Origin of the sequence: Micromonospora sp. B9E7 (assembly GCF_039871815.1) — a bacterium.
Classification (GTDB): Bacteria; Actinomycetota; Actinomycetes; order Mycobacteriales; family Micromonosporaceae; genus Micromonospora.
This window is the reverse complement of sequence record NZ_JBDPLX010000004.1, coordinates 33,679-50,426: the sequence shown is the minus strand read 5'-3', so window position 1 is coordinate 50,426 and position 16,748 is coordinate 33,679. Positions and strand designations below refer to the sequence as shown.

The following is a 16,748-nucleotide window of genomic DNA, read 5'->3' as shown; positions in this document are numbered from 1 at the left end:
AGGAGGCGAAGTGAGCCAGGAAGTCCGGGGAGTCATCTCCCGCAGCAAGGGCGCACCGGTCGAGGTCACCACCATCGTGGTGCCCGATCCCGGCCCCGGTGAGGCCGTCGTCCGGATCCAGTCCTGCGGTGTCTGCCACACCGACCTGCACTACCGCGAGGGTGGCATCAACGACGACTACCCGTTCCTGCTCGGCCACGAGGCGGCGGGCATCGTGGAGCAGGTCGGCGAGGGCGTCACCGACGTCGCCCCGGGTGACTTCGTGGTCCTCAACTGGAGGGCGGTCTGCGGGGACTGCCGCGCCTGCCGCCGAGGTCGCCCCTGGTACTGCTTCAACACCCACAACGCGAAGCAGCGGATGACGCTCACCGACGGCACCGAGCTCGCCCCGGCGCTGGGCATCGGCGCGTTCGCCGAGAAGACCCTGGTGCACGCCGGGCAGTGCACCAAAGTGGACCCGGCCGCCCGACCGGCTGCGGTGGGTCTGCTCGGCTGCGGTGTGATGGCCGGGCTGGGTGCGGCGATGAACACCGGCAACGTCACCCGGGGTGACTCGGTCGCGGTGATCGGCTGTGGCGGTGTCGGAGACGCCGCGGTCGCCGGTGCGGTCCTCGCCGGCGCCACCACGATCGTCGCGGTGGACACCGACAGCCGCAAGCTCGACTGGGCCCGCAAGTTCGGCGCCACGCACACCGTGAACGCCTCGGAGGCCGACCCGGTCGAGGCGATTCGCGCCGCCACCGGCGGCTTCGGCGCCGACGTGGTGATCGACGCGGTGGGTCGACCGGAGACCTGGAAGCAGGCGTTCTACGCCCGTGACCTGGCCGGCACGGTGGTGTTGGTCGGCGTACCGACCCCGCAGATGCAGATCGAACTTCCCCTGCTGGACGTCTTCGGCCGTGGCGGCGCCCTCAAGTCGAGCTGGTACGGCGACTGTCTGCCCAGCCGCGACTTCCCCATGCTCACCGAGCTGTACCTGCAGGGCCGGCTCGACCTCGACGCGTTCGTCACCGAGGAGATCGCGCTCGACCAGGTCGAGAACGCGTTCGAGCGGATGCACCACGGCGACGTGCTGCGCTCGGTGGTGGTGTTCTGATGACCGCCCGGGTCGACCGCGCGGTCACCGCCGGCACGTTCTCCCTGGACGGGCAGACATTCGACGTGGACAACAACGTCTGGGTGATCGGCGACGACAGCGAGTGCGTGGTCCTGGACGCGCCGCACGACGTCGCCGCGATCCTCGCCCTGGTGGGTGACCGGCAGGTCCGCGCGATCCTGGCCACCCACGCCCACGACGACCACGTCCGGGTGGCGCCCGAACTGGCCGAGGCCACCGGCGCGCCGGTGCTGCTGCACGCCGCCGACCGGGTGCTGTGGGACATGGTCCACCCGCACCTGCCGCCGCACGGCGAGCTACACGACGGGCAGAGCGTCGAGGTGGCCGGCACCACCCTGCTGGTGCTGCACACCCCCGGGCACAGCCCCGGGGCGTGCAGCTTCCACGCCCCGGACCTGGGTGTGGTCTTCACCGGTGACACGCTCTTCGCCGGCGGTCCCGGTGCGACCGGCCGCTCGTACAGCGACTTCGGCACCATCGTCCAGTCGATCCGCGCCCGCCTGCTCACCCTGCCGGCGGAGACGGTCGTGCACACCGGTCACGGCGGCGACACCACGATCGGCGCGGAGGCCCCGCACCTTCAGGAGTGGTTGGCGCGCGGTCACTGAGCCCGCGTGCGGGCGCGCGGCTCAGCGCTCGTCGGCCGCGCCCAGCAGCGGTTTGACGTCGAGGACGGGAGTGCCGTCGAGAGCCTCCAGGTCGGCCACCTCGACGCGTAGCCCGTCCACCCCCAGGACCCGCACCCGGTGCAGGCCGATCGGATTGGGCCGGTGCGGGGACCGGGTGCTGAACACCCCGGTCTCCGGCCGGCTCTGGTCGCCGCGCGGGTGCACCACCAGCACGTCGCGCCGGGCGCGGTCCAACCAGGTCAGCACCAGCAGCTCCGCGCCGGCCCGCAGGTCGCGCAGGGCCGGGCCGACCTGCGGGTCGAAGACCAGCCACGCCGTCGGCGCGCCCTCGTCACCCTGGCGCGGCGCGTCCGCCGCGTCCGTCAACGGCGAGGCGACCCGCCCGACCGGTCGCAGAAGGTACGTCTCGTCGCGCGCTGCCCCGGCCATGACGCTCCCTTGCCGACGGTGAATGCCTACGGCGTTAGGATCGCGCATGGCCGCCGAGCACCCCACACCTGTCGTCCGTCAGCTGCGCCTCGTGGTGGAGGCCGCCGACTACGAGGCTGCCGTCGCGTTCTTCCGTGATGCGCTCGGCCTGCCCGAGGAGGCGGCGTTCGTCAGCGACGGAGACGCCCGGGTGATGATCCTGGACGCCGGCCGCGCCACCCTGGAGATCGCCAACCCGGCCCAGAAACGCATGATCGACGAGGTCGAGGTGGGACGCCAGGTCGCACCCCGGATGCGGGTGGCCTTCGAGGTGGACGACGCCGAGGCGACCACCGCCCGGCTGGTCGCCGCCGGCGCGAGCGAGGTCGCGCCCCCGACCCGTACGCCGTGGCAGTCGCTCAACTCCCGCCTCGACGCGCCCGCCGGCCTTCACATCACCGTCTTCCAGGAGCTGCTCCCGCCGGAGGCGGGGGCCGGGACGCGGGATGCGGAGTCCGGACGTGACGGCGGCACCTGAGTCGGGCAGTTCACCCACCGTGCTGGCCCGGACTCCCACTCACGGTAGCGACAGCCCGTTCGCCGCCCGCCTCCCCATCACCATGCACGCCCCCTTTGCTTTGCAGCCATATCCGCACCACGTCCCGTGAGCTGCGAACGGGCTCTTTCCGCCCGCCACGGGCGCTTCTTACCGCCGTCACTGACGGTGTCCGGTGCGTATGTGGATGCACAGCAAAGGCTGGCATCGGTTCCAGCCTTCGACCGCGGAAATCACCTTCCGTCACCATCGTCGGATGCGATGGGCGCAGAGAGCCGCGATGTCCGGTTCCGCGCAATGACCGGGACCTCACCAGGTCAAGGTGAGGGCATTTCCGGAATGACCGACACGTGAACCTGGTTGTGTCCCCCGTACCGCCGGAGCCCAAACCTTTCCGCGGTCATCTCCCGAGGAGTGTTCACCCCGGAGCGCTCCGCACGATCGAAAGGGCAACCATCGTGAAGGCCGACTTCACTCGATGGCTCCCCGCCATCGCTAAGGACTCGTACCGCAAGACCGCGCTGAGCGTGGCGGGTGTGGCCGCTCTCGGCGGCCTGGCGCTCGCGCCGACCGCAGTTGCCGCTCCGGTCACATCCGGACCACACCAGGGCGCCGTCGCTGCCATCGACCTCGCCACCGGCAAGGCCGCCACCTCGGCCCAGCAGGACGACCAGCCCGTCGAGTCGGGCCTGACCACCGGCTCCGCCACCGGCAAACCGCCGGCCGGCAAGCCCAGCCGAGCCCAGCTGATCCCGCACGGCATCGAGGGCGCCCAGTCGCGCATTCCGCTCGACGACGCGCAGCTCGCCAACGCCCGGCAGATCGTCGACGCCGCCAAGAAGACCGGCGTCGGTGACCGGGGCGCGGTGATCGGCGTGGCCACCTCGCTGCAGGAGTCGAAGCTCTACAACCTCGGCCACCTGGGCGCGTACAACGACCACGACTCGCAGGGCCTGTTCCAGCAGCGCCCGTCGTCCGGTTGGGGCACGCCCGACCAGATCACCGACCCGGAGTACTCCGCCACCGCGTTCTTCAGCGCACTCAAGAACGTCGGCGGTTGGCAGGACCTGCCGCTGACCACCGCCGCGCAGACCGTCCAGGTCTCCGCGTACCCGTACGCGTACGCGCAGTGGGAGGAGCAGGCGGCGGACATCGTCCAGCAGCTCTGGTGACACCCGCACACACGCGCCGGCCGGCCCCCACCCGGGGCCGGCCGGCGTCGTCGTGTCTCAGCAGGCCGGGTAGAGGCGGCGGGTGCCCACGCCAGCGGCGTACGCCTCCCGGTCGCTGAACCGGCAGCCGTAGTCGGGCCGGGCCACCACCGTCGGGTCGGTGACGGTGTCGCCGGCCGGGCGTTCGCCGGTGCGTACCCAGGACACCAGGTCGTCCCAGGCGGCGCCGGCCTCGGCCGGGGTGAACTCGCAGTGCTGCGTGGCCCGGATGGCCCGCTGGACCACCAGCTTGCTGCGACCGTGCCGTGCCACGTCCTCGGCGTACGCCTGCTCCATGCTGAACGGCACGAACAGGTCACCGAGGCCGTGCAGGCTGAGCACCGGCGCGGTGGGTCGACCAGCGATCCGCGGCACCTCGGTCAGCGTCGGCAGGAGCCGCTGCACCACGTTCTCCGGCGCCACCCGCCGCACGGTGGCGTTGACGTTCGCCGGGCTGTTCGGGGTGTACCGGCTGAGCAGGTTGGTGGACAGCTGACCGGGCCGCTGGGCGGGGGAGTTGCCGCTCCCGGTGGGCACGCTGATCGAGAAGAGGAAGTCCTTCCAGACCGCGAACGCCGCGTCCGCGCCCGGACGCGGCCCGCCCGAACGGTTCACGGTGATCGCCCGCAACTGCTTGCCCCGGTCCGTGGTGGTGTCCGGCCCGGTGGGCGTCAACCCGGCCAGACCGAGCGCCAGCTGGATGCGGGGTACGGCGTTCGTCAGGTAATCAGCCGGCGTCGGGTACGCCGGCACCCCGGCGAGGGCCTGCGCCACCAGGTTGTAGTCCAGGTAGAAGTCGAGCAGCGTCTGGTCGCCGAGCACCCCGCACATCGGCAGTGCCCCGTCGTAGTAGCCGGGGTACTGCTCCAGCGAGCGACCGATGACGTACCCGCCCATCGACACTCCGGCGACGTAGGTGTGCTGCGGCCGGCGGACCGTCCGCCCGAAGTGGTCGGCGAGCTCCTTGGTGCCCAGCACCCCCGAACGGATGTCGAAGCCGTTGCGGTCGTACGAGGACGACGCCCACGCGTAGCCCTGCTCCAGCAGTCGCTGGCGCAGCCCGAAGCCCGGTGGCTCCGGCGAGAGCACCGTGCCCTGGCCGCGGTAGCCGTGCGCCCACAGCACCAGGTCACCGTTCCACCGGGCGGGGATCTCGATGATGTACCCGGCGTGGCGGTGCACGCCCTGGCGTACCGTCGTCGGCTTGCCGCCCACGACCAGCGGCGCCAACGGAGGGTTCTCGATGGTGTACCCGGGCAGCGGCTCCCCACCCCTCGGGTCGCGACCGGTGGCGTTGGCCGGCGCGGCACCGGCCAGCCCGACCACGAGAGTCAACGTCGCGGTGGCGGCGAGCAGCCGGCGGAGGGTACGAACGGGTGCGGACAGCATCGATGCTCCCCATCGGACGGACGTCGCCCGGGGGCGACCAGGCGGGACGGTTGCCTACCGGCCGGTAGCGCCCTGAACCTAGGACTGCCGTCGACCAGTGTCAATGTCTACGCTGATCGGCTGGTCAAGCACGACTGTCCGGCCGATCAGGATGGCCCGCGCGCCCGTTGATGCGGTCAGCGCGTGCGCGCGTTGATTGAGGGCCGCCTGCGCGCGTGGTGGTCGGCTCGATCCGTGCGGGCGTTGATCGGGCTGGTCTGTGCGCGTGGTGATCGGGCTGGTCCGTGCGCGGGGGTTTCAGACCGCTGTCTGCCCCGGGTTGGCCGGCGTCCTCGTCGGTGAGACGCCCGCCGCCTGCCGTACCCGGCCGCGCTTTCCCCGGTGGGTCGGTCGGGTTGACTTGTGTCCGTGGATGAGTCGATCTGGGAAGCGGCCCGCGCGTCGCGAAGCTGGTTGGACACGGCGAACGGCACCGGGCAAACCGAACTGACCTGCCGCATCCTCAAGTTGACCGAGGAGGCGGGAGAGGCGTCGGCCGCCTGGATCGGCCTGCTCGGGCAGAATCCGCGCAAGGGTGTCACCCACACGCGCGAGGACGTCGCCGCCGAGCTGGCCGACGTCGCCTTCACGGCGCTGGTGGCCATCGAAAGCCTGGGGCTGGACGCGCAGACGGTCCTGGACACGTGCGCCGCGAAAGTGCGCTCCCGCCTCGGCAACTGAACGAACCCCCCACCCGGCGTCCCCGGCCAGGTTGGCCCGTTTGGCCGCTGGCCCGTCGCTTGCTGGGTTGGCGAGCGTGCCCGCTTGCCGCGTTGGCGAGGGCGTGCCCGGCTGGCCCGCATGCCCCGTTTGGCCCGCATGCCCGCATGCCCGGTTGGCCTGCATGCCCGGTTTGGCTCCGCGGGCCCGGTTGCCCGCATGCCCGCATGCCCGTTTGGCCTGCATGCCCGGTTGGCCTTGTTAGCTCGCTTGACTCGCCCACGTCGGCCGGGGCTCTCCTGCGGCTCTGGCCCTGCGCGCCCACCCTCGGCGCGGCTCTGATTCGTGATCGACTCGGTTTCCTTGAAGTCGCGGTATCAAGCCGTCCCGGACACCCCGACATCAAGGAAGTCGAGTGGATCATGCCCGAGGTGGGCTGTGTACGCAGGCGTGGGTGACTTTGGTGTCTTCAGGTCAGGTTGACCCGTGCGGTTTGTTCGGTCTGGGCGCTTTGGGGTGTGGTCGGCGGCACTTGTCGGGCGGAATCATGGCCGGGTCGGGGTCGTTACACACCCTGACGATGGCAGGACCACGGCCTGTCGGCTCGATGGTCCGCCCCGGGAATCACCCCCGGCCCCGGGTCGTTACACCCGGACCCCGGCCCGACCGGCACCCTGCTCCACCGGGTGCAAGGGATGGGGCCGACCCGGGAATGGCCCCCGCCTCGCGGGTCGTTACACCTGGACCCGGCCCGACCGGCACCCCGCTTCACCGGGTGCAAGGGATGGGGCCGGCCCGGGAATGGCCCCGCCCCGCGGGTCGTTACACGTGGACCCGGCGCCCGAGCCCCCGCTCGTAGGCCGCCGACCCCCGGTGCCGCAAGCCCCCCGGCTTGTAGGTCGCCGCCCCCCCTCAGACTTTTCCCCTGTTACTGCAGCGCCGGACGAGGTGCTCTCATCCGCAGTACTCAGGCGGGTGTTCTTACCCCCGAAGGAGCTTCCCCCATGAATACGATCATGCGTAAGAGTGTGTTGTCTGTTGCTGGTCTCGCGTTCGCCGGTGGTGTCTTCGCCGGCCCGATCGCCGCCCACGCCGCCACCCCGACGGTGGACGCCAAGCCGGTTGCTGCCGCCGTGAAGACGGCGGCGCCGAAGCCGCAGGGCGACCAGTCGCACATCACCTTGAACGACGAGCAGACCGCCAACGTCAAGGCGATCATTGCCGCGACGAAGAAGGCTGGTCTGCCGGAGCGGGCCGCGGTGATCTCGATCGCGACGAGTCTGCAGGAGTCGAAGCTGGAGAACCTGGGCCACCTCGGCGATATGAACGACCACGACTCGCTGGGCCTGTTCCAGCAGCGCCCGTCCAGTGGTTGGGGCACGCCGGAGCAGATCACCGACCCCGAGTACTCCACGACCGCGTTCCTCAAGGGCCTCAAGCAGGTCGACGGGTGGCAGGACATGCCCCTGACCGAGGCCGCGCAGACCGTGCAGGTCTCCGCCTACCCGGACGCCTACGCCCAGTGGGAGCAGCAGGCCACCGACCTGGTCGGCCAGTACTGGAACAGCTGACCCACCGAACGACCCGACCGCTGGCCGGCACCCCACCACGGGGTGCCGGCCAGCGGCATGTCCACGCCGAGATCTTGGACAGATTCCGTTCTCGCTTAACGGAAACTGTCCAAGATCTCGCGTTTGGCGACGTCGGAAGTGGCGCTGTCGGCGCGGAGTGATCCGATCGGCCGGCGGGTACGTACCTCCCGTCGGGGACCGGCGGAGGGACAGGGGTATGACCGCGGTGGGGTACGGCACGAATCGTGAACCTGAGGCACCGCCGGAACCCGCCGGTGACGCCGCATCGCTGCGCTGGTCCACGGGGTCCCGCCTGCTGGTGGCTGCCGCTGCTGTCGTGCTGCTGCTGGGCGCGGCGGCGGTAGCCGTGATCATCGCGGACCCCGGGCGCCTCGGCAGGACCTACACCGGCGCATCCGAAGGAACCCGGCCCGACGGCATCCGCCCGGACGGCATCGGCCCCGACGGCGCCCGCCCGGATGGCAGCCGGCCTGACGACGTCGGGCGGGCTGGCGGCATTGCCGACCCGGACGCGGCTGATGGTCGCCCCGGCGCGGGGGCTGCCGACGATGTGGTGCTCACGGCACCACTGGCGGGTCGGCAGAAGGGCACCTTCGTGCTCGCGGACGGGTTGTCCTCGTTCGACCTGCGGGTGGCCGACCTGGGGGGTGACCTGTACCGGATCAGCAGCCCAGCCAACTCGGGTGTGGTGGGTCGACCGGTCGTGTCGGGGGAGACCGTCCGGCTCGAACTCGCGGAATCCGGGGCGCGTGGTGTGCGGGCCGTGCGGGTCCTGCTCAACGAGCGGGTCGCCTGGCGTCTGCAACTCGTCGGCGGGGTGAGCCGTCAGCTGCTGGATCTGACCCGAGCGCGGTTGCTGGGCGTGGAACTCGCCGGCGGGTCGTCCAGCACCGAGATCATGCTGCCACCGATCACGGCGGCCAGCACCAGCGCGCCCGACAGCGGCAGCGCGCCCGGCACCGGCAGCCCCGAAGGCGCCAGCATCCTGACGGTGCGACTCACCGGTGGGACCAGCCAGCTCGACATCCGGCTGGCCGCGGAGACGCCGGTGCGGGTGCGCGTGGGAGCAGGCGCCGGCTCGGTCGCGGTGGGCCAGGACCGCTGGGATGGGGTGGCCGCGGGTGCGGTGCTGGGTACGCCGGGTTGGGACCGCGCGACCGAACGGCTTCACGTGGACCTGGTCGCGGGTGCCAACCGCGTGACGGTGTCCGCCGCCAGCCGGTGAGCCGAGCAGCCAGAGACCGCCGCCAGCCGGTGAACTCGCACGGGTGGCAAAGCCCCGGCATGCGGAGAACCAGCCCACCCCTGCTGGAAGCGCTGCGGTCGTGGGTGGGCGTGAGCGTACAGTCGGGCGGTGGAGCGTACCGAGTCGATGCTGGCGCAGACCCGACCACCCGGCGTGGCCGACGTTGATCCCGGCAGTGTGCTGTTGCCCGGCCACGACGTGCCGTTGGGGCGGTACACCACAGTGCGGCGACTGTTGCCGCAGCGTCCCCGCCGCATGGTCGGCGCCTGGTGTTTCGTCGACCACTTCGGCCCGGACGATGTGGCCCAGCGGCCCGGCATGGAGGTGCCCCCGCACCCGCACACCGGTTTGCAGACGGTGACCTGGCTGCTGGAAGGGGAGATCCTGCACCGGGACAGCCTCGGCAACGTGCAGCCGATCAGGCCCGGTCAGTTGAACGTGATGACCTCCGGGAACGGCATCGCCCACTCCGAGCGGTCGCCGGCGATCCATCCGCCAGTCATGCACGGCGTACAGCTCTGGGTGGCATTGCCGGACCCGGCGCGAGCCGGCGCGGCGGACTTCGCCCACCACGCCGACCTACCGCGTTGGCGCGACGGCGACCTGGACGTCACCCTGCTGGTCGGCGAGTTCGGTGGGGAGCGGTCGCCGGCCGTGGTGCACACCCCGCTGGTGGGTGTGCAGCTGGAGCTGGGCGGCGAGGCGCCGACGACGCTGTCGTTGCGGCCCGATTTCGAGTACGCCGTGCTGGCGATGTCCGGCTCCGCGGAGGCCGCCGGGGTGGGGTTCGAGCCGGGGGCGTTGCTCTACCTGGGCACGGGCCGTCGCGAGCTGACCGTGCGCGGAGGGTCCGGGGCCCGGTTGTTGTTGCTGGGCGGTACGCCGTTCGAGGAGCCGCTGGTGATGTGGTGGAACTTCGTCGGCCGCTCGCACGAGGAGATCCTCGCCGCCCGGGAGGACTGGATGGCGGGGGACGCACGCTTCGGCGTGGTCGCCGACGATCCGGCGCCGCCGCTGCCGGCGCCCGCCCTGCCCACCACCCGCCTCAAGGCCCGTGACCGCACCGGCGGCCTGCACGACTGATCGGCCCGTGACCGCACCGGCGGCCTGCACGGCTGACGGGTCGGCACGGCTGGCGGGACCGCGACGCATCGGCGAGGCCCCGACCGCACCGGCGGCCCGCACGGCGACCGGGGTGCTGCCAGCGTGTGACCCTCGGTCGCGCGGGTAGTCGCCGGCATGCCGACCACTCTGATCACCCCGATGGCGGACCGGAAGCGCCTGGCGCGCCGGCTCGCCGGCACCGGGCGGGGCTTCGCCGAGCAGTACGGCTTTCGGGTGACCAACAACCCGGCGAGTCTGTTCCAGGTGCTCTACCTCGCGGTGCTGCTGGCCCGCCGGGGTGACTTCCGCCGGGCGTTGGACGGGGCGCGGGCGTTGCGCGACGAGGGGTGGGACAGCGCGGCGGGGTTGGCCCGGTCGCTGCACGAGGACCGGGTACGGGTGCTGCGTGCCAGCGGTCAGCGAGGCGACGTCGAGGCCCTGGCCGCCGTGCTGGGTGACCTGGGTCGCACGGTGGTCGAGCGGTACCGGGGCGATCTGCGCCGGTTGCGGGCGGTGGCGCACCACGATCCGGGGCGGGAGCGGGTGCTTCTCGCCGAACTTCCCGGTGTGGACGACCAGGTGGTCGACCTGTTCCTCCGTGAGGCGCAGGCGCTGTGGCGGGAGGTGGCCCCGGTGGCTGACCGGCGCGCGTTGGCGGCGGCCCGTCGGCTCGGGCTGGGCAGGTCGGCGGAGGATCTGGCCGGCCTGGCCAGCGGAGAGTCGGAGCAGCTCGCCTGGCTGGTGGGGGCGCTGGCGCGGGTCGATCTTGAGCACCGGTACGCGGAGGTGACGGGTCGATCATGACGTGCCGTGGCCCACACTTCGCCGAATAATGACCGAACGGAGGATGTTCTGCCGTATGGTTGGACCCGGCAGTGCTGGCCGCTCGGTTCGAGCGGTCATCCACCGCCTGGTGGAGCCACCCGGTTCGGGTGCGGTTCACCGCCTGGGCAGGTTTGCGTGGCGCCCCGGGTCGCGGTTCGTGACCAGGGGGCGCCCGCCTGTCCCGGCGATTCGTTCAGCCCTCGCCCCGTGTCGTCCCCGGGGCCACCACGGCCGCTCAGGCAGGCCGGACCAGCCATCGCGCGAGGAACCGCTCACCGTGCCAGGCCGGCCAGCAGGTTGACGGTCACGGCGATGATGAACGCCCCGAACAGGTACGACACCATCGAGTGCCGCAGCACCGTACGACGCATCTCGTTGCTGGTCAGGTTGGTGTCGGACACCTGGAACGTGGTCCCGATGGTGAACGCGACGTACGCGAAGTCGGAGTAGCGGGGCGGCTCGGGCTGGTTGAAGTTCACCCCGCCGTCCGGGCCGGTGTAGTAGATCCGGGCGTACCGGGCGGCGAACACGGTGTGCACCACGAACCAGGAGAGCACCACGCTCAACACGCCGAGCCCGCTGTGCAGCTCGCGGGTCAGGCCGGGAGGCGCGTTCTGGGCGCTGGCCACGACCAACCCCACGGCCAGCAGGCTGGCCAGGCAGGCGACGAGCAGGAGCGCGTCCCGGACCGCCCGGTTCGGGTCCTCGTGCACGGCCAGTTGGGCGGTCCGCTCGGCGTCCATCGGCCAGAGCTTGAGCCACACCAGCACGAGCCAGCTCAGCGCGCCCACGTCCCAGCCGGCCAGCGCGGCGAGCGGCGGTGGCAGCACCAGCATGAAGACGCCGCCGGCGATGATGCCGACCACCGCCACCACGGCGAGCTGCCGCGCGGCGGGGAAACCCACCTCCATGGGCCGGGACGGACCGGTCTGGTGGGTCATCGGTGACGATCCCGTCTCCGGGCGATGGGCGTCACCGCCGAGGGTCAGATGCCGCGCAGATGCTGCGAGACCCGGTTGTGCTTCTTGTCCCGGGCCTGTTCGGCCCGCTGGGCGGCGCCCACCTCGGGCGCTGCCTCGATTCCGGCCGACCGGGCGACCTCGGTGCCGTTGGCGTAGTCCACCGGCGGCAGCGCGCGCAGCGCCTTCAGCACGTCCGGCGGGGCGCCCTCCCGTTCGGCCTCGCGGACCACGTCGTCCTTCTCGGCCGGGTAGTCCAGGCTCGACAGGTACTGCAGGACCTCGGCGTAGCTCGCCATGGCAGGGGCTCCCTCGGGCATCGATGTGGTGACGACCGGCGGCGGTTACCCGCCCGCCGGCCGGTCACGCCCGCCCGGCCGGAGAATCCCCGCGCCGTTTCCGCTCCGTCGGGGCGGGTAGTCGCAGGCGCCGACGCGGGCCCAGAGCCAGAGGGAGTACGCGATGAACTACGACACCTTCATCGACCAGGTTTCCCAGCGCACCGCGACGTCGTCCGAGCGGGCGGTCGAGCTGACCCGGGCGGTGTTGGAGACGTTCGCCGAGCGGTTGACCGGCGGTGAGGTCCTGGATCTAGCCGTTCAACTGCCGCAGCCGTTGCAGTTGGTGCTCAAGCCGAGCCCGAGCACGGAGCAGGCGGACCGGTTCGGGGCGGCCGAGTTCGTCGCCCGGGTCGCGGGGCGTGCCGGTGTCCAGGAGGCCGCGGCCGACGACGCCGTCCGGGCCGTCTTCAGCACCCTCCGCGAGGCGATCACCGGTGGTGAGTTCGACGACGTGGTGACCCAGTTGCCGCGTGACTATCGCGGCCTGGTCGAGCAGGCGCTGGCACCGGGCGTGATGTTGCGCCGCTCCTGACAGCGGCCCTTCCGGGCACGCACAGCGGTTTACCAGGGCAACCATCGATGTCCCGCTTGGCACCGCGATTCGGCCTGGCCTAACCTTGTCGTGCGAGGGGAGTACTTCCCACGAACCATTCCGGTCAGTACGGCGCGCCCGGCGCGCCTCGGGTGGTTGCCCGTCACGGTGATGGGTGAAGGAGACCTCGAACATGACGGTGTTCGAGGAGACCCCAATGAGCGAAGTGTCGTACCTGTCCGCCGCCAGTGACCTGTCGTCGGTCGGCACGCCCACGCTGTGGGCGGTCACCATCATCGGCGTGATCCTGCTGCTGGTGCTGGACTTCCTGGTCACCCGTCGCCCGCACGAGGTGTCCATGCGGGAGGCCATCGGCTGGTCGGCGTTCTACATCGCCCTGCCGCTGGCTTTCGGTGGCTGGCTCTGGGCCCGCTACGGTTCCCAGCAGGGCGTGGAATACCTCACCGGTTACCTGGTGGAGAAGTCGCTCTCGGTCGACAACCTCTTCGTCTTCATGCTGCTGCTGGCCGCGTTCGCGGTGCCGGCGGTGCTCGCCCAGCGGGTGCTGCTCTACGGCATCGCCGGCGCGTTGGTGCTGCGGGCCGTCTTCATCGCCCTCGGGGCGGCCGCGTTGCAGACCCTCGACTTCGCCTTCCTGCTCTTCGCGATCATCCTGATCGCCACGGCGGTGAAGCTGCTGCGCGACGCCATGTCCGGGCATCAGCAGGAAGTCGACATCAACAAGATGCGCTCGGTGAAGCTGCTGCGCAAGGTCATGCCGGTGGTCGACGACTACCACGGCACCAAGATGACCATCCGGCAGGGCGCGAAGCGGGCGCTGACCCCGTTCGCCCTGGTGGTGGTGGCGGTGCTGGCCACCGACGTCGTCTTCGCCGTCGACTCGGTGCCGGCGGTCTACGGCATCACCGAGGACCCGTACCTGGTCTTCGCCACCAACGCGTTCGCCCTGCTCGGCCTGCGCGCGCTCTACTTCGTGCTGCACGCGGCGCTGAGCCGGCTGGTGCACCTCAGCTACGGCCTGGCCATCATCCTGGCGTTCATCGGCCTCAAGCTGGGCCTGCACTGGGCGCACGGCATCTGGGACAGCGTGCCGCAGATCCCCACCCTGGCCTCGCTCGGCGTGATCATCGGTGTGCTGGTGGTGGTCACCGTGACCAGTCTGCGCGCCACCCGAGGCGGCGAACTGCCCGAGGACCGCAAGGTCGTCGCGGAACGGCACTGACCGCGCCGCGCCGGACGAGGAGGGGGTACGCGGGAAAGCTCCCACACCCACCGGCGCGGGTGGTACGACTGTGCAATGGGAATCGTGTCACCGGGCTTCCAGGGTCGGCCCCGAACGCAGGAGCCGGCCCTGCCACCCGGTCAGTATCTGACCGAGGACTTTCCGGTGCTCTCGGCCGGCCCGACGCCCCGGGTGTCGCTGGACACCTGGGAGTTCGTCATTTCCGCCGAGAACGGCAGCGAACACCGGTGGTCGTGGCAGGAGCTGATGGCCCTGCCACAGGAGACGCCGCACGTGGACATCCACTGCGTCACCCGCTGGTCCAAGCTCGGCACCACCTGGCAGGGCGTCTCACTGGACACGCTGCTCGCCGACGTGGACACGGGAGCGCACTTCGCGCTCGCCCACTCCTACGGCGGGTACACCACCAACCTGCCGCTTGACGACCTGCGCGGCGGCCGGGCCTGGGTGGCGCACACCTTCGACGGTGCCCCGCTGGCCGCCGAGCACGGCGGCCCGGCGCGGCTGCTCGTGCCGCACCTCTACTTCTGGAAGTCCGCCAAGTGGGTGCGCGGCATCCGGCTCAAGACGATGGACGAGCCCGGGTTCTGGGAGACCGCCGGATATCACGACTACGGTGACCCGTGGCGCGAACAGCGGTACCAGGGTGACTGAGCGCGCCGTGGCGACGAGCAGGCCGCCCCGGACGGCCAACCACTGGCAGGTCGGTCGGCTGGTGGAGCGCCGGGTGGAGACACCGAGCGCGCAGACCCTGGTGCTGGAGGTGCCGGACTGGCCGGGTCACCTGCCCGGGCAGCACGTCGACCTGCGACTGACCGCCCCGGACGGCTACCAGGCGGCACGGTCGTACTCCATCGCCGGGCCGGTCGTGGACGGCCCAGGTGGCCCGCGCGTCGAGGTGACCGTCCAGCGCGTGCACGACGGCGAAGTGTCCCCGTACCTCATCGATGTCTTTGGTGCCGGCGACCCGGTGGAGGTCCGCGGACCGCTGGGTGGTTGGTTCATCTGGCGGCCGGAGGAGACCGCGCCGGTGCAGCTCGTCGCCGGTGGCTCCGGCATCGTGCCGCTGATGGCGATGATCCGGGCCCGCCGCGCCGCCGGCAACAAAGCGCCGTTCCGGCTGATCTACTCGGTGCGCACGCCCGGCGACGTGATCTACGCCGACGAGTTGCGCCGCCGGGTCCGCGACGACTTCGGCCTGGACATCGCGTACGTCTACACCCGTGAGGCGCCCGAGGGTTGGCGCGGCGAGCCGCACCGCATCGGGCTGGCCGACGTCAACACGCACGGTTGGCCACCGGACCTGCAACCGCTCACCTACGTGTGCGGCCCCACCGCGTTCGTGGAGACCGTGGCCGACCTGCTGGTGGGGCTCGGGCACCCGTCGCGGCGGGTCAAGACCGAACGCTTCGGCCCCACCGGCTGACCACTCGCCCCCGCAACGTCGAGGAGATCCGATGACCGAGATGTCGTACGTGGACGGCAACATGCTCGACGGCCCGATGCGCGAGCTGCTGACCGTCGACCTGAGCAGCGCGATGGGCCGCTGCGAGAACTGCGGGATGACCGGTTCGATGGCCAGCCTGCACGTCTACTCGCACGCCCCGGGCCTGGTGGCGCGCTGCCCGTCCTGCCAAGCGGTGATGATGCGACTGGTCCGTGGACCCGACCGGGCCTGGCTGGACATGCGCGGCACGACCTTCCTCCAGGTCCCCATGCCGATGCAGCAGCCTTTCGCCGGCCCGATCTGACGGAACGCTCGCCCGGCTGAGGCAAGATGGCCGGATGAGCGCCGGACGGTGGAATGGTGTGCCGCTCGCGGTCCGGTGTGTGGTGGCGGTCGCCGTGCTGGTCTTCGCCTACGGCACCGCGGTGCACGTGGTGCAGTTGCTCCTGCCCCAGTTCGGGCCGCAGCTCGCCCTGCCCGGGTGGCTGACGTTCTACTTCACGTCCCTGACGCTGTGGGATCCGTTGGCGGCGGTGCTGTTGGCCGCCCGCCGGGTGCAGGGGCTCGTGTTGGGCTGCGCGGTGCTGGTGACGGACGCGGCCGCGAACGGGTACGCCAACTACGTGCTGGACCCGGCGGGCGGCGTCACCCCGGGCCGGATCGGGCAGGCCGTCATCACCGCCCTCGCCGTCGGTCTCGTCGCGCTCAGCCCGTGGCTGGCGCCATGGTTCGCCGGCTCTCGCAGTCGAGGCGGCACGCCAGCTCAGACACGGAGGAGGTCGTAGGCCCGGGCGAGGTCGTCGGCCCACTGTGAGTCGTAGTCACGTTCCCACGCGCGGTGCAGGCGGTCGCGGGTCGCCTCTCGGCGTAACCAGTCGCCCAGGGCGCTCGGCTTCTGACTGGTGAAGTTGAGTCTGCTGACCAGCTCGGCCAGGTGACGGTCTGCCGGCGGGGTGAGCGTGGCGTCCCAGACGTCGAGGAATCGTTCGACGCGCTCGCCGGCCGCGTGGGCCGCGTCGAGGAAGTCCGTCGGGTCGGTGAACGACCCGAGCCGCGACGGATGATCCGCCAGCAACGCCCGCCACACTACGTCGAGGTACGCGTCGATGGCCTCCTGCTCGACCCGCGGCCAGGTGCGCCACTCCTGATGGGGGAGTTTGCCCAGGACGATGTCGGGGTCGAGGTCGTCGGACCCGAGCAGACTCTCCAGGAGTACGGGGAGCAGGGCCTTCACGTCCGCACGGCTTCCGACCGTGTTGCCGAGGCTGATGGTCAGTAAGAACAGGTCGTGCTCGTCGACCGGCACCGCGCCCTCGCAGTGCGGGCAGCCGTCGAGCACCGCACGGCGCGGATACCGGGCGAACGCGTCGCGGACGCCCGCCAGGGCATTCGTCAGCTCGTTCTCCACCGGCTGATTCTCGCATCGACG

The 16,748-nt window shown here is 71.3% G+C and carries 20 protein-coding genes; 15 read left to right on the top strand and 5 right to left on the bottom strand.

The window, feature by feature from the left end; all coding sequences use genetic code 11:
* Positions 1 to 10 precede the first annotated feature (10 nt).
* Complete coding sequence (locus ABGB10_RS07970) at positions 11 to 1,096, top strand: S-(hydroxymethyl)mycothiol dehydrogenase (RefSeq protein ID WP_347660201.1); 1,086 nt, start codon at positions 11 to 13, stop codon at positions 1,094 to 1,096.
* Positions 1,096 to 1,725 (top strand): MBL fold metallo-hydrolase, encoded by a 630-nt coding sequence (locus tag ABGB10_RS07965; protein WP_347660200.1) that lies wholly within the window; start codon positions 1,096 to 1,098, stop codon positions 1,723 to 1,725. Before ABGB10_RS07970 ends, ABGB10_RS07965 begins: the two co-directional genes overlap by 1 nt.
* A gap of 21 nt (positions 1,726 to 1,746) precedes the next feature.
* On the opposite strand, the gene tsaA is transcribed toward ABGB10_RS07965, so the two are convergent.
* Positions 1,747 to 2,175 (bottom strand): tRNA (N6-threonylcarbamoyladenosine(37)-N6)-methyltransferase TrmO, encoded by a 429-nt coding sequence (tsaA, locus tag ABGB10_RS07960; RefSeq protein ID WP_347660199.1) that lies wholly within the window; start codon positions 2,173 to 2,175, stop codon positions 1,747 to 1,749.
* Positions 2,176 to 2,221: 46 nt separating this feature from the next.
* Between tsaA and ABGB10_RS07955 the strand changes: the two genes are divergently transcribed.
* On the top strand, positions 2,222 to 2,692 hold the full coding sequence (locus ABGB10_RS07955) for a VOC family protein (protein WP_347660198.1): 471 nt from the start codon (positions 2,222 to 2,224) through the stop codon (positions 2,690 to 2,692).
* Between the two features lie 476 nt (positions 2,693 to 3,168).
* Positions 3,169 to 3,882 carry a hypothetical protein gene (locus ABGB10_RS07950; protein WP_347660197.1) on the top strand — a complete coding sequence of 238 codons (714 nt, stop codon included), beginning with the start codon at positions 3,169 to 3,171 and terminating at the stop codon, positions 3,880 to 3,882.
* A 57-nt stretch (positions 3,883 to 3,939) separates the two neighbouring features.
* On the opposite strand, the gene ABGB10_RS07945 is transcribed toward ABGB10_RS07950, so the two are convergent.
* Entirely contained in the window at positions 3,940 to 5,310 is a 1,371-nt protein-coding gene (locus tag ABGB10_RS07945) for a hypothetical protein (RefSeq protein WP_347660196.1), read from the bottom strand.
* Between the two features lie 408 nt (positions 5,311 to 5,718).
* Here ABGB10_RS07945 and ABGB10_RS07940 point away from each other — a divergent pair, with 408 nt between their 5' ends.
* From ABGB10_RS07940 to ABGB10_RS07920, 5 genes are all read left to right on the top strand, one after another.
* The gene (locus ABGB10_RS07940; RefSeq protein ID WP_347660195.1) at positions 5,719 to 6,030 is read left to right on the top strand and encodes a MazG-like family protein; all 312 of its coding nucleotides are present in this window, start codon (positions 5,719 to 5,721) and stop codon (positions 6,028 to 6,030) included.
* 983 nt (positions 6,031 to 7,013) lie between these two features.
* Positions 7,014 to 7,580, top strand: a complete 567-nt coding sequence (locus ABGB10_RS07935; RefSeq protein ID WP_347660194.1) for a hypothetical protein — start codon at positions 7,014 to 7,016, stop codon at positions 7,578 to 7,580.
* 217 nt (positions 7,581 to 7,797) lie between these two features.
* On the top strand, positions 7,798 to 8,826 hold the full coding sequence (locus ABGB10_RS07930; protein ID WP_347660193.1) for a hypothetical protein: 1,029 nt from the start codon (positions 7,798 to 7,800) through the stop codon (positions 8,824 to 8,826).
* A 129-nt stretch (positions 8,827 to 8,955) separates the two neighbouring features.
* Positions 8,956 to 9,930: a pirin family protein gene (locus ABGB10_RS07925; protein WP_347660192.1), complete on the top strand. Its 975-nt coding sequence runs from the start codon at positions 8,956 to 8,958 to the stop codon at positions 9,928 to 9,930.
* 156 nt (positions 9,931 to 10,086) lie between these two features.
* Positions 10,087 to 10,755, top strand: a complete 669-nt coding sequence (locus tag ABGB10_RS07920; RefSeq protein WP_347660191.1) for a hypothetical protein — start codon at positions 10,087 to 10,089, stop codon at positions 10,753 to 10,755.
* Between the two features lie 293 nt (positions 10,756 to 11,048).
* Here the strand turns inward: ABGB10_RS07920 and ABGB10_RS07915 are convergent, their stop codons facing one another.
* A complete protein-coding gene (locus tag ABGB10_RS07915; RefSeq protein ID WP_347660190.1) occupies positions 11,049 to 11,717 on the bottom strand; it encodes a DUF1345 domain-containing protein in 669 nt (222 codons plus the stop codon).
* 44 nt (positions 11,718 to 11,761) lie between these two features.
* Complete coding sequence (locus ABGB10_RS07910; RefSeq protein WP_278139233.1) at positions 11,762 to 12,034, bottom strand: DUF2795 domain-containing protein; 273 nt, start codon at positions 12,032 to 12,034, stop codon at positions 11,762 to 11,764.
* A gap of 163 nt (positions 12,035 to 12,197) precedes the next feature.
* On the opposite strand from ABGB10_RS07910, the gene ABGB10_RS07905 reads away from it, so the two are divergent.
* The 6 genes from ABGB10_RS07905 to ABGB10_RS07880 all read left to right on the top strand — a co-directional run bounded on the left by ABGB10_RS07905 (position 12,198) and on the right by ABGB10_RS07880 (position 16,104).
* The gene (locus ABGB10_RS07905) at positions 12,198 to 12,608 is read left to right on the top strand and encodes a DUF2267 domain-containing protein (protein WP_347660189.1); all 411 of its coding nucleotides are present in this window, start codon (positions 12,198 to 12,200) and stop codon (positions 12,606 to 12,608) included.
* 217 nt (positions 12,609 to 12,825) lie between these two features.
* Positions 12,826 to 13,851, top strand: coding sequence for a TerC/Alx family metal homeostasis membrane protein (locus ABGB10_RS07900; protein ID WP_347660188.1), 1,026 nt, complete (start codon positions 12,826 to 12,828; stop codon positions 13,849 to 13,851).
* Positions 13,852 to 13,926: 75 nt separating this feature from the next.
* Positions 13,927 to 14,526 carry a sulfite oxidase-like oxidoreductase gene (locus tag ABGB10_RS07895; RefSeq protein WP_347660187.1) on the top strand — a complete coding sequence of 200 codons (600 nt, stop codon included), beginning with the start codon at positions 13,927 to 13,929 and terminating at the stop codon, positions 14,524 to 14,526.
* Between the two features lie 7 nt (positions 14,527 to 14,533).
* Positions 14,534 to 15,298, top strand: coding sequence for a ferredoxin reductase (locus ABGB10_RS07890; protein ID WP_347660475.1), 765 nt, complete (start codon positions 14,534 to 14,536; stop codon positions 15,296 to 15,298).
* A 31-nt stretch (positions 15,299 to 15,329) separates the two neighbouring features.
* Positions 15,330 to 15,623: a DUF6510 family protein gene (locus ABGB10_RS07885; RefSeq protein ID WP_347660186.1), complete on the top strand. Its 294-nt coding sequence runs from the start codon at positions 15,330 to 15,332 to the stop codon at positions 15,621 to 15,623.
* Positions 15,624 to 15,657: 34 nt separating this feature from the next.
* Entirely contained in the window at positions 15,658 to 16,104 is a 447-nt protein-coding gene (locus tag ABGB10_RS07880) for a hypothetical protein (protein ID WP_347660185.1), read from the top strand.
* On the opposite strand, the gene ABGB10_RS07875 is transcribed toward ABGB10_RS07880, so the two are convergent.
* Complete coding sequence (locus tag ABGB10_RS07875) at positions 16,083 to 16,727, bottom strand: hypothetical protein (RefSeq protein WP_347660184.1); 645 nt, start codon at positions 16,725 to 16,727, stop codon at positions 16,083 to 16,085. The two genes, ABGB10_RS07880 and ABGB10_RS07875, sit on opposite strands and share 22 nt — an antisense overlap.
* Positions 16,728 to 16,748 lie beyond the last annotated feature (21 nt).

Coding starts and splice junctions, on each gene's coding strand:
- ABGB10_RS07895 (WP_347660187.1), top strand. CDS start 13,927: ATGGGAATCGTGTCACCGGGCTTCCAGGGTCGGCCCCGAACGCAGGAG.
- ABGB10_RS07885 (WP_347660186.1), top strand. CDS start 15,330: ATGACCGAGATGTCGTACGTGGACGGCAACATGCTCGACGGCCCGATG.
- ABGB10_RS07965 (WP_347660200.1), top strand. CDS start 1,096: ATGACCGCCCGGGTCGACCGCGCGGTCACCGCCGGCACGTTCTCCCTG.
- ABGB10_RS07900 (WP_347660188.1), top strand. CDS start 12,826: ATGAGCGAAGTGTCGTACCTGTCCGCCGCCAGTGACCTGTCGTCGGTC.
- ABGB10_RS07945 (WP_347660196.1), bottom strand. CDS start 5,310: ATGCTGTCCGCACCCGTTCGTACCCTCCGCCGGCTGCTCGCCGCCACC.
- ABGB10_RS07910 (WP_278139233.1), bottom strand. CDS start 12,034: ATGGCGAGCTACGCCGAGGTCCTGCAGTACCTGTCGAGCCTGGACTAC.
- ABGB10_RS07915 (WP_347660190.1), bottom strand. CDS start 11,717: ATGACCCACCAGACCGGTCCGTCCCGGCCCATGGAGGTGGGTTTCCCC.
- ABGB10_RS07935 (WP_347660194.1), top strand. CDS start 7,014: ATGAATACGATCATGCGTAAGAGTGTGTTGTCTGTTGCTGGTCTCGCG.
- ABGB10_RS07955 (WP_347660198.1), top strand. CDS start 2,222: ATGGCCGCCGAGCACCCCACACCTGTCGTCCGTCAGCTGCGCCTCGTG.
- ABGB10_RS07930 (WP_347660193.1), top strand. CDS start 7,798: ATGACCGCGGTGGGGTACGGCACGAATCGTGAACCTGAGGCACCGCCG.
- ABGB10_RS07905 (WP_347660189.1), top strand. CDS start 12,198: ATGAACTACGACACCTTCATCGACCAGGTTTCCCAGCGCACCGCGACG.
- ABGB10_RS07920 (WP_347660191.1), top strand. CDS start 10,087: ATGCCGACCACTCTGATCACCCCGATGGCGGACCGGAAGCGCCTGGCG.
- tsaA (WP_347660199.1), bottom strand. CDS start 2,175: ATGGCCGGGGCAGCGCGCGACGAGACGTACCTTCTGCGACCGGTCGGG.
- ABGB10_RS07880 (WP_347660185.1), top strand. CDS start 15,658: ATGAGCGCCGGACGGTGGAATGGTGTGCCGCTCGCGGTCCGGTGTGTG.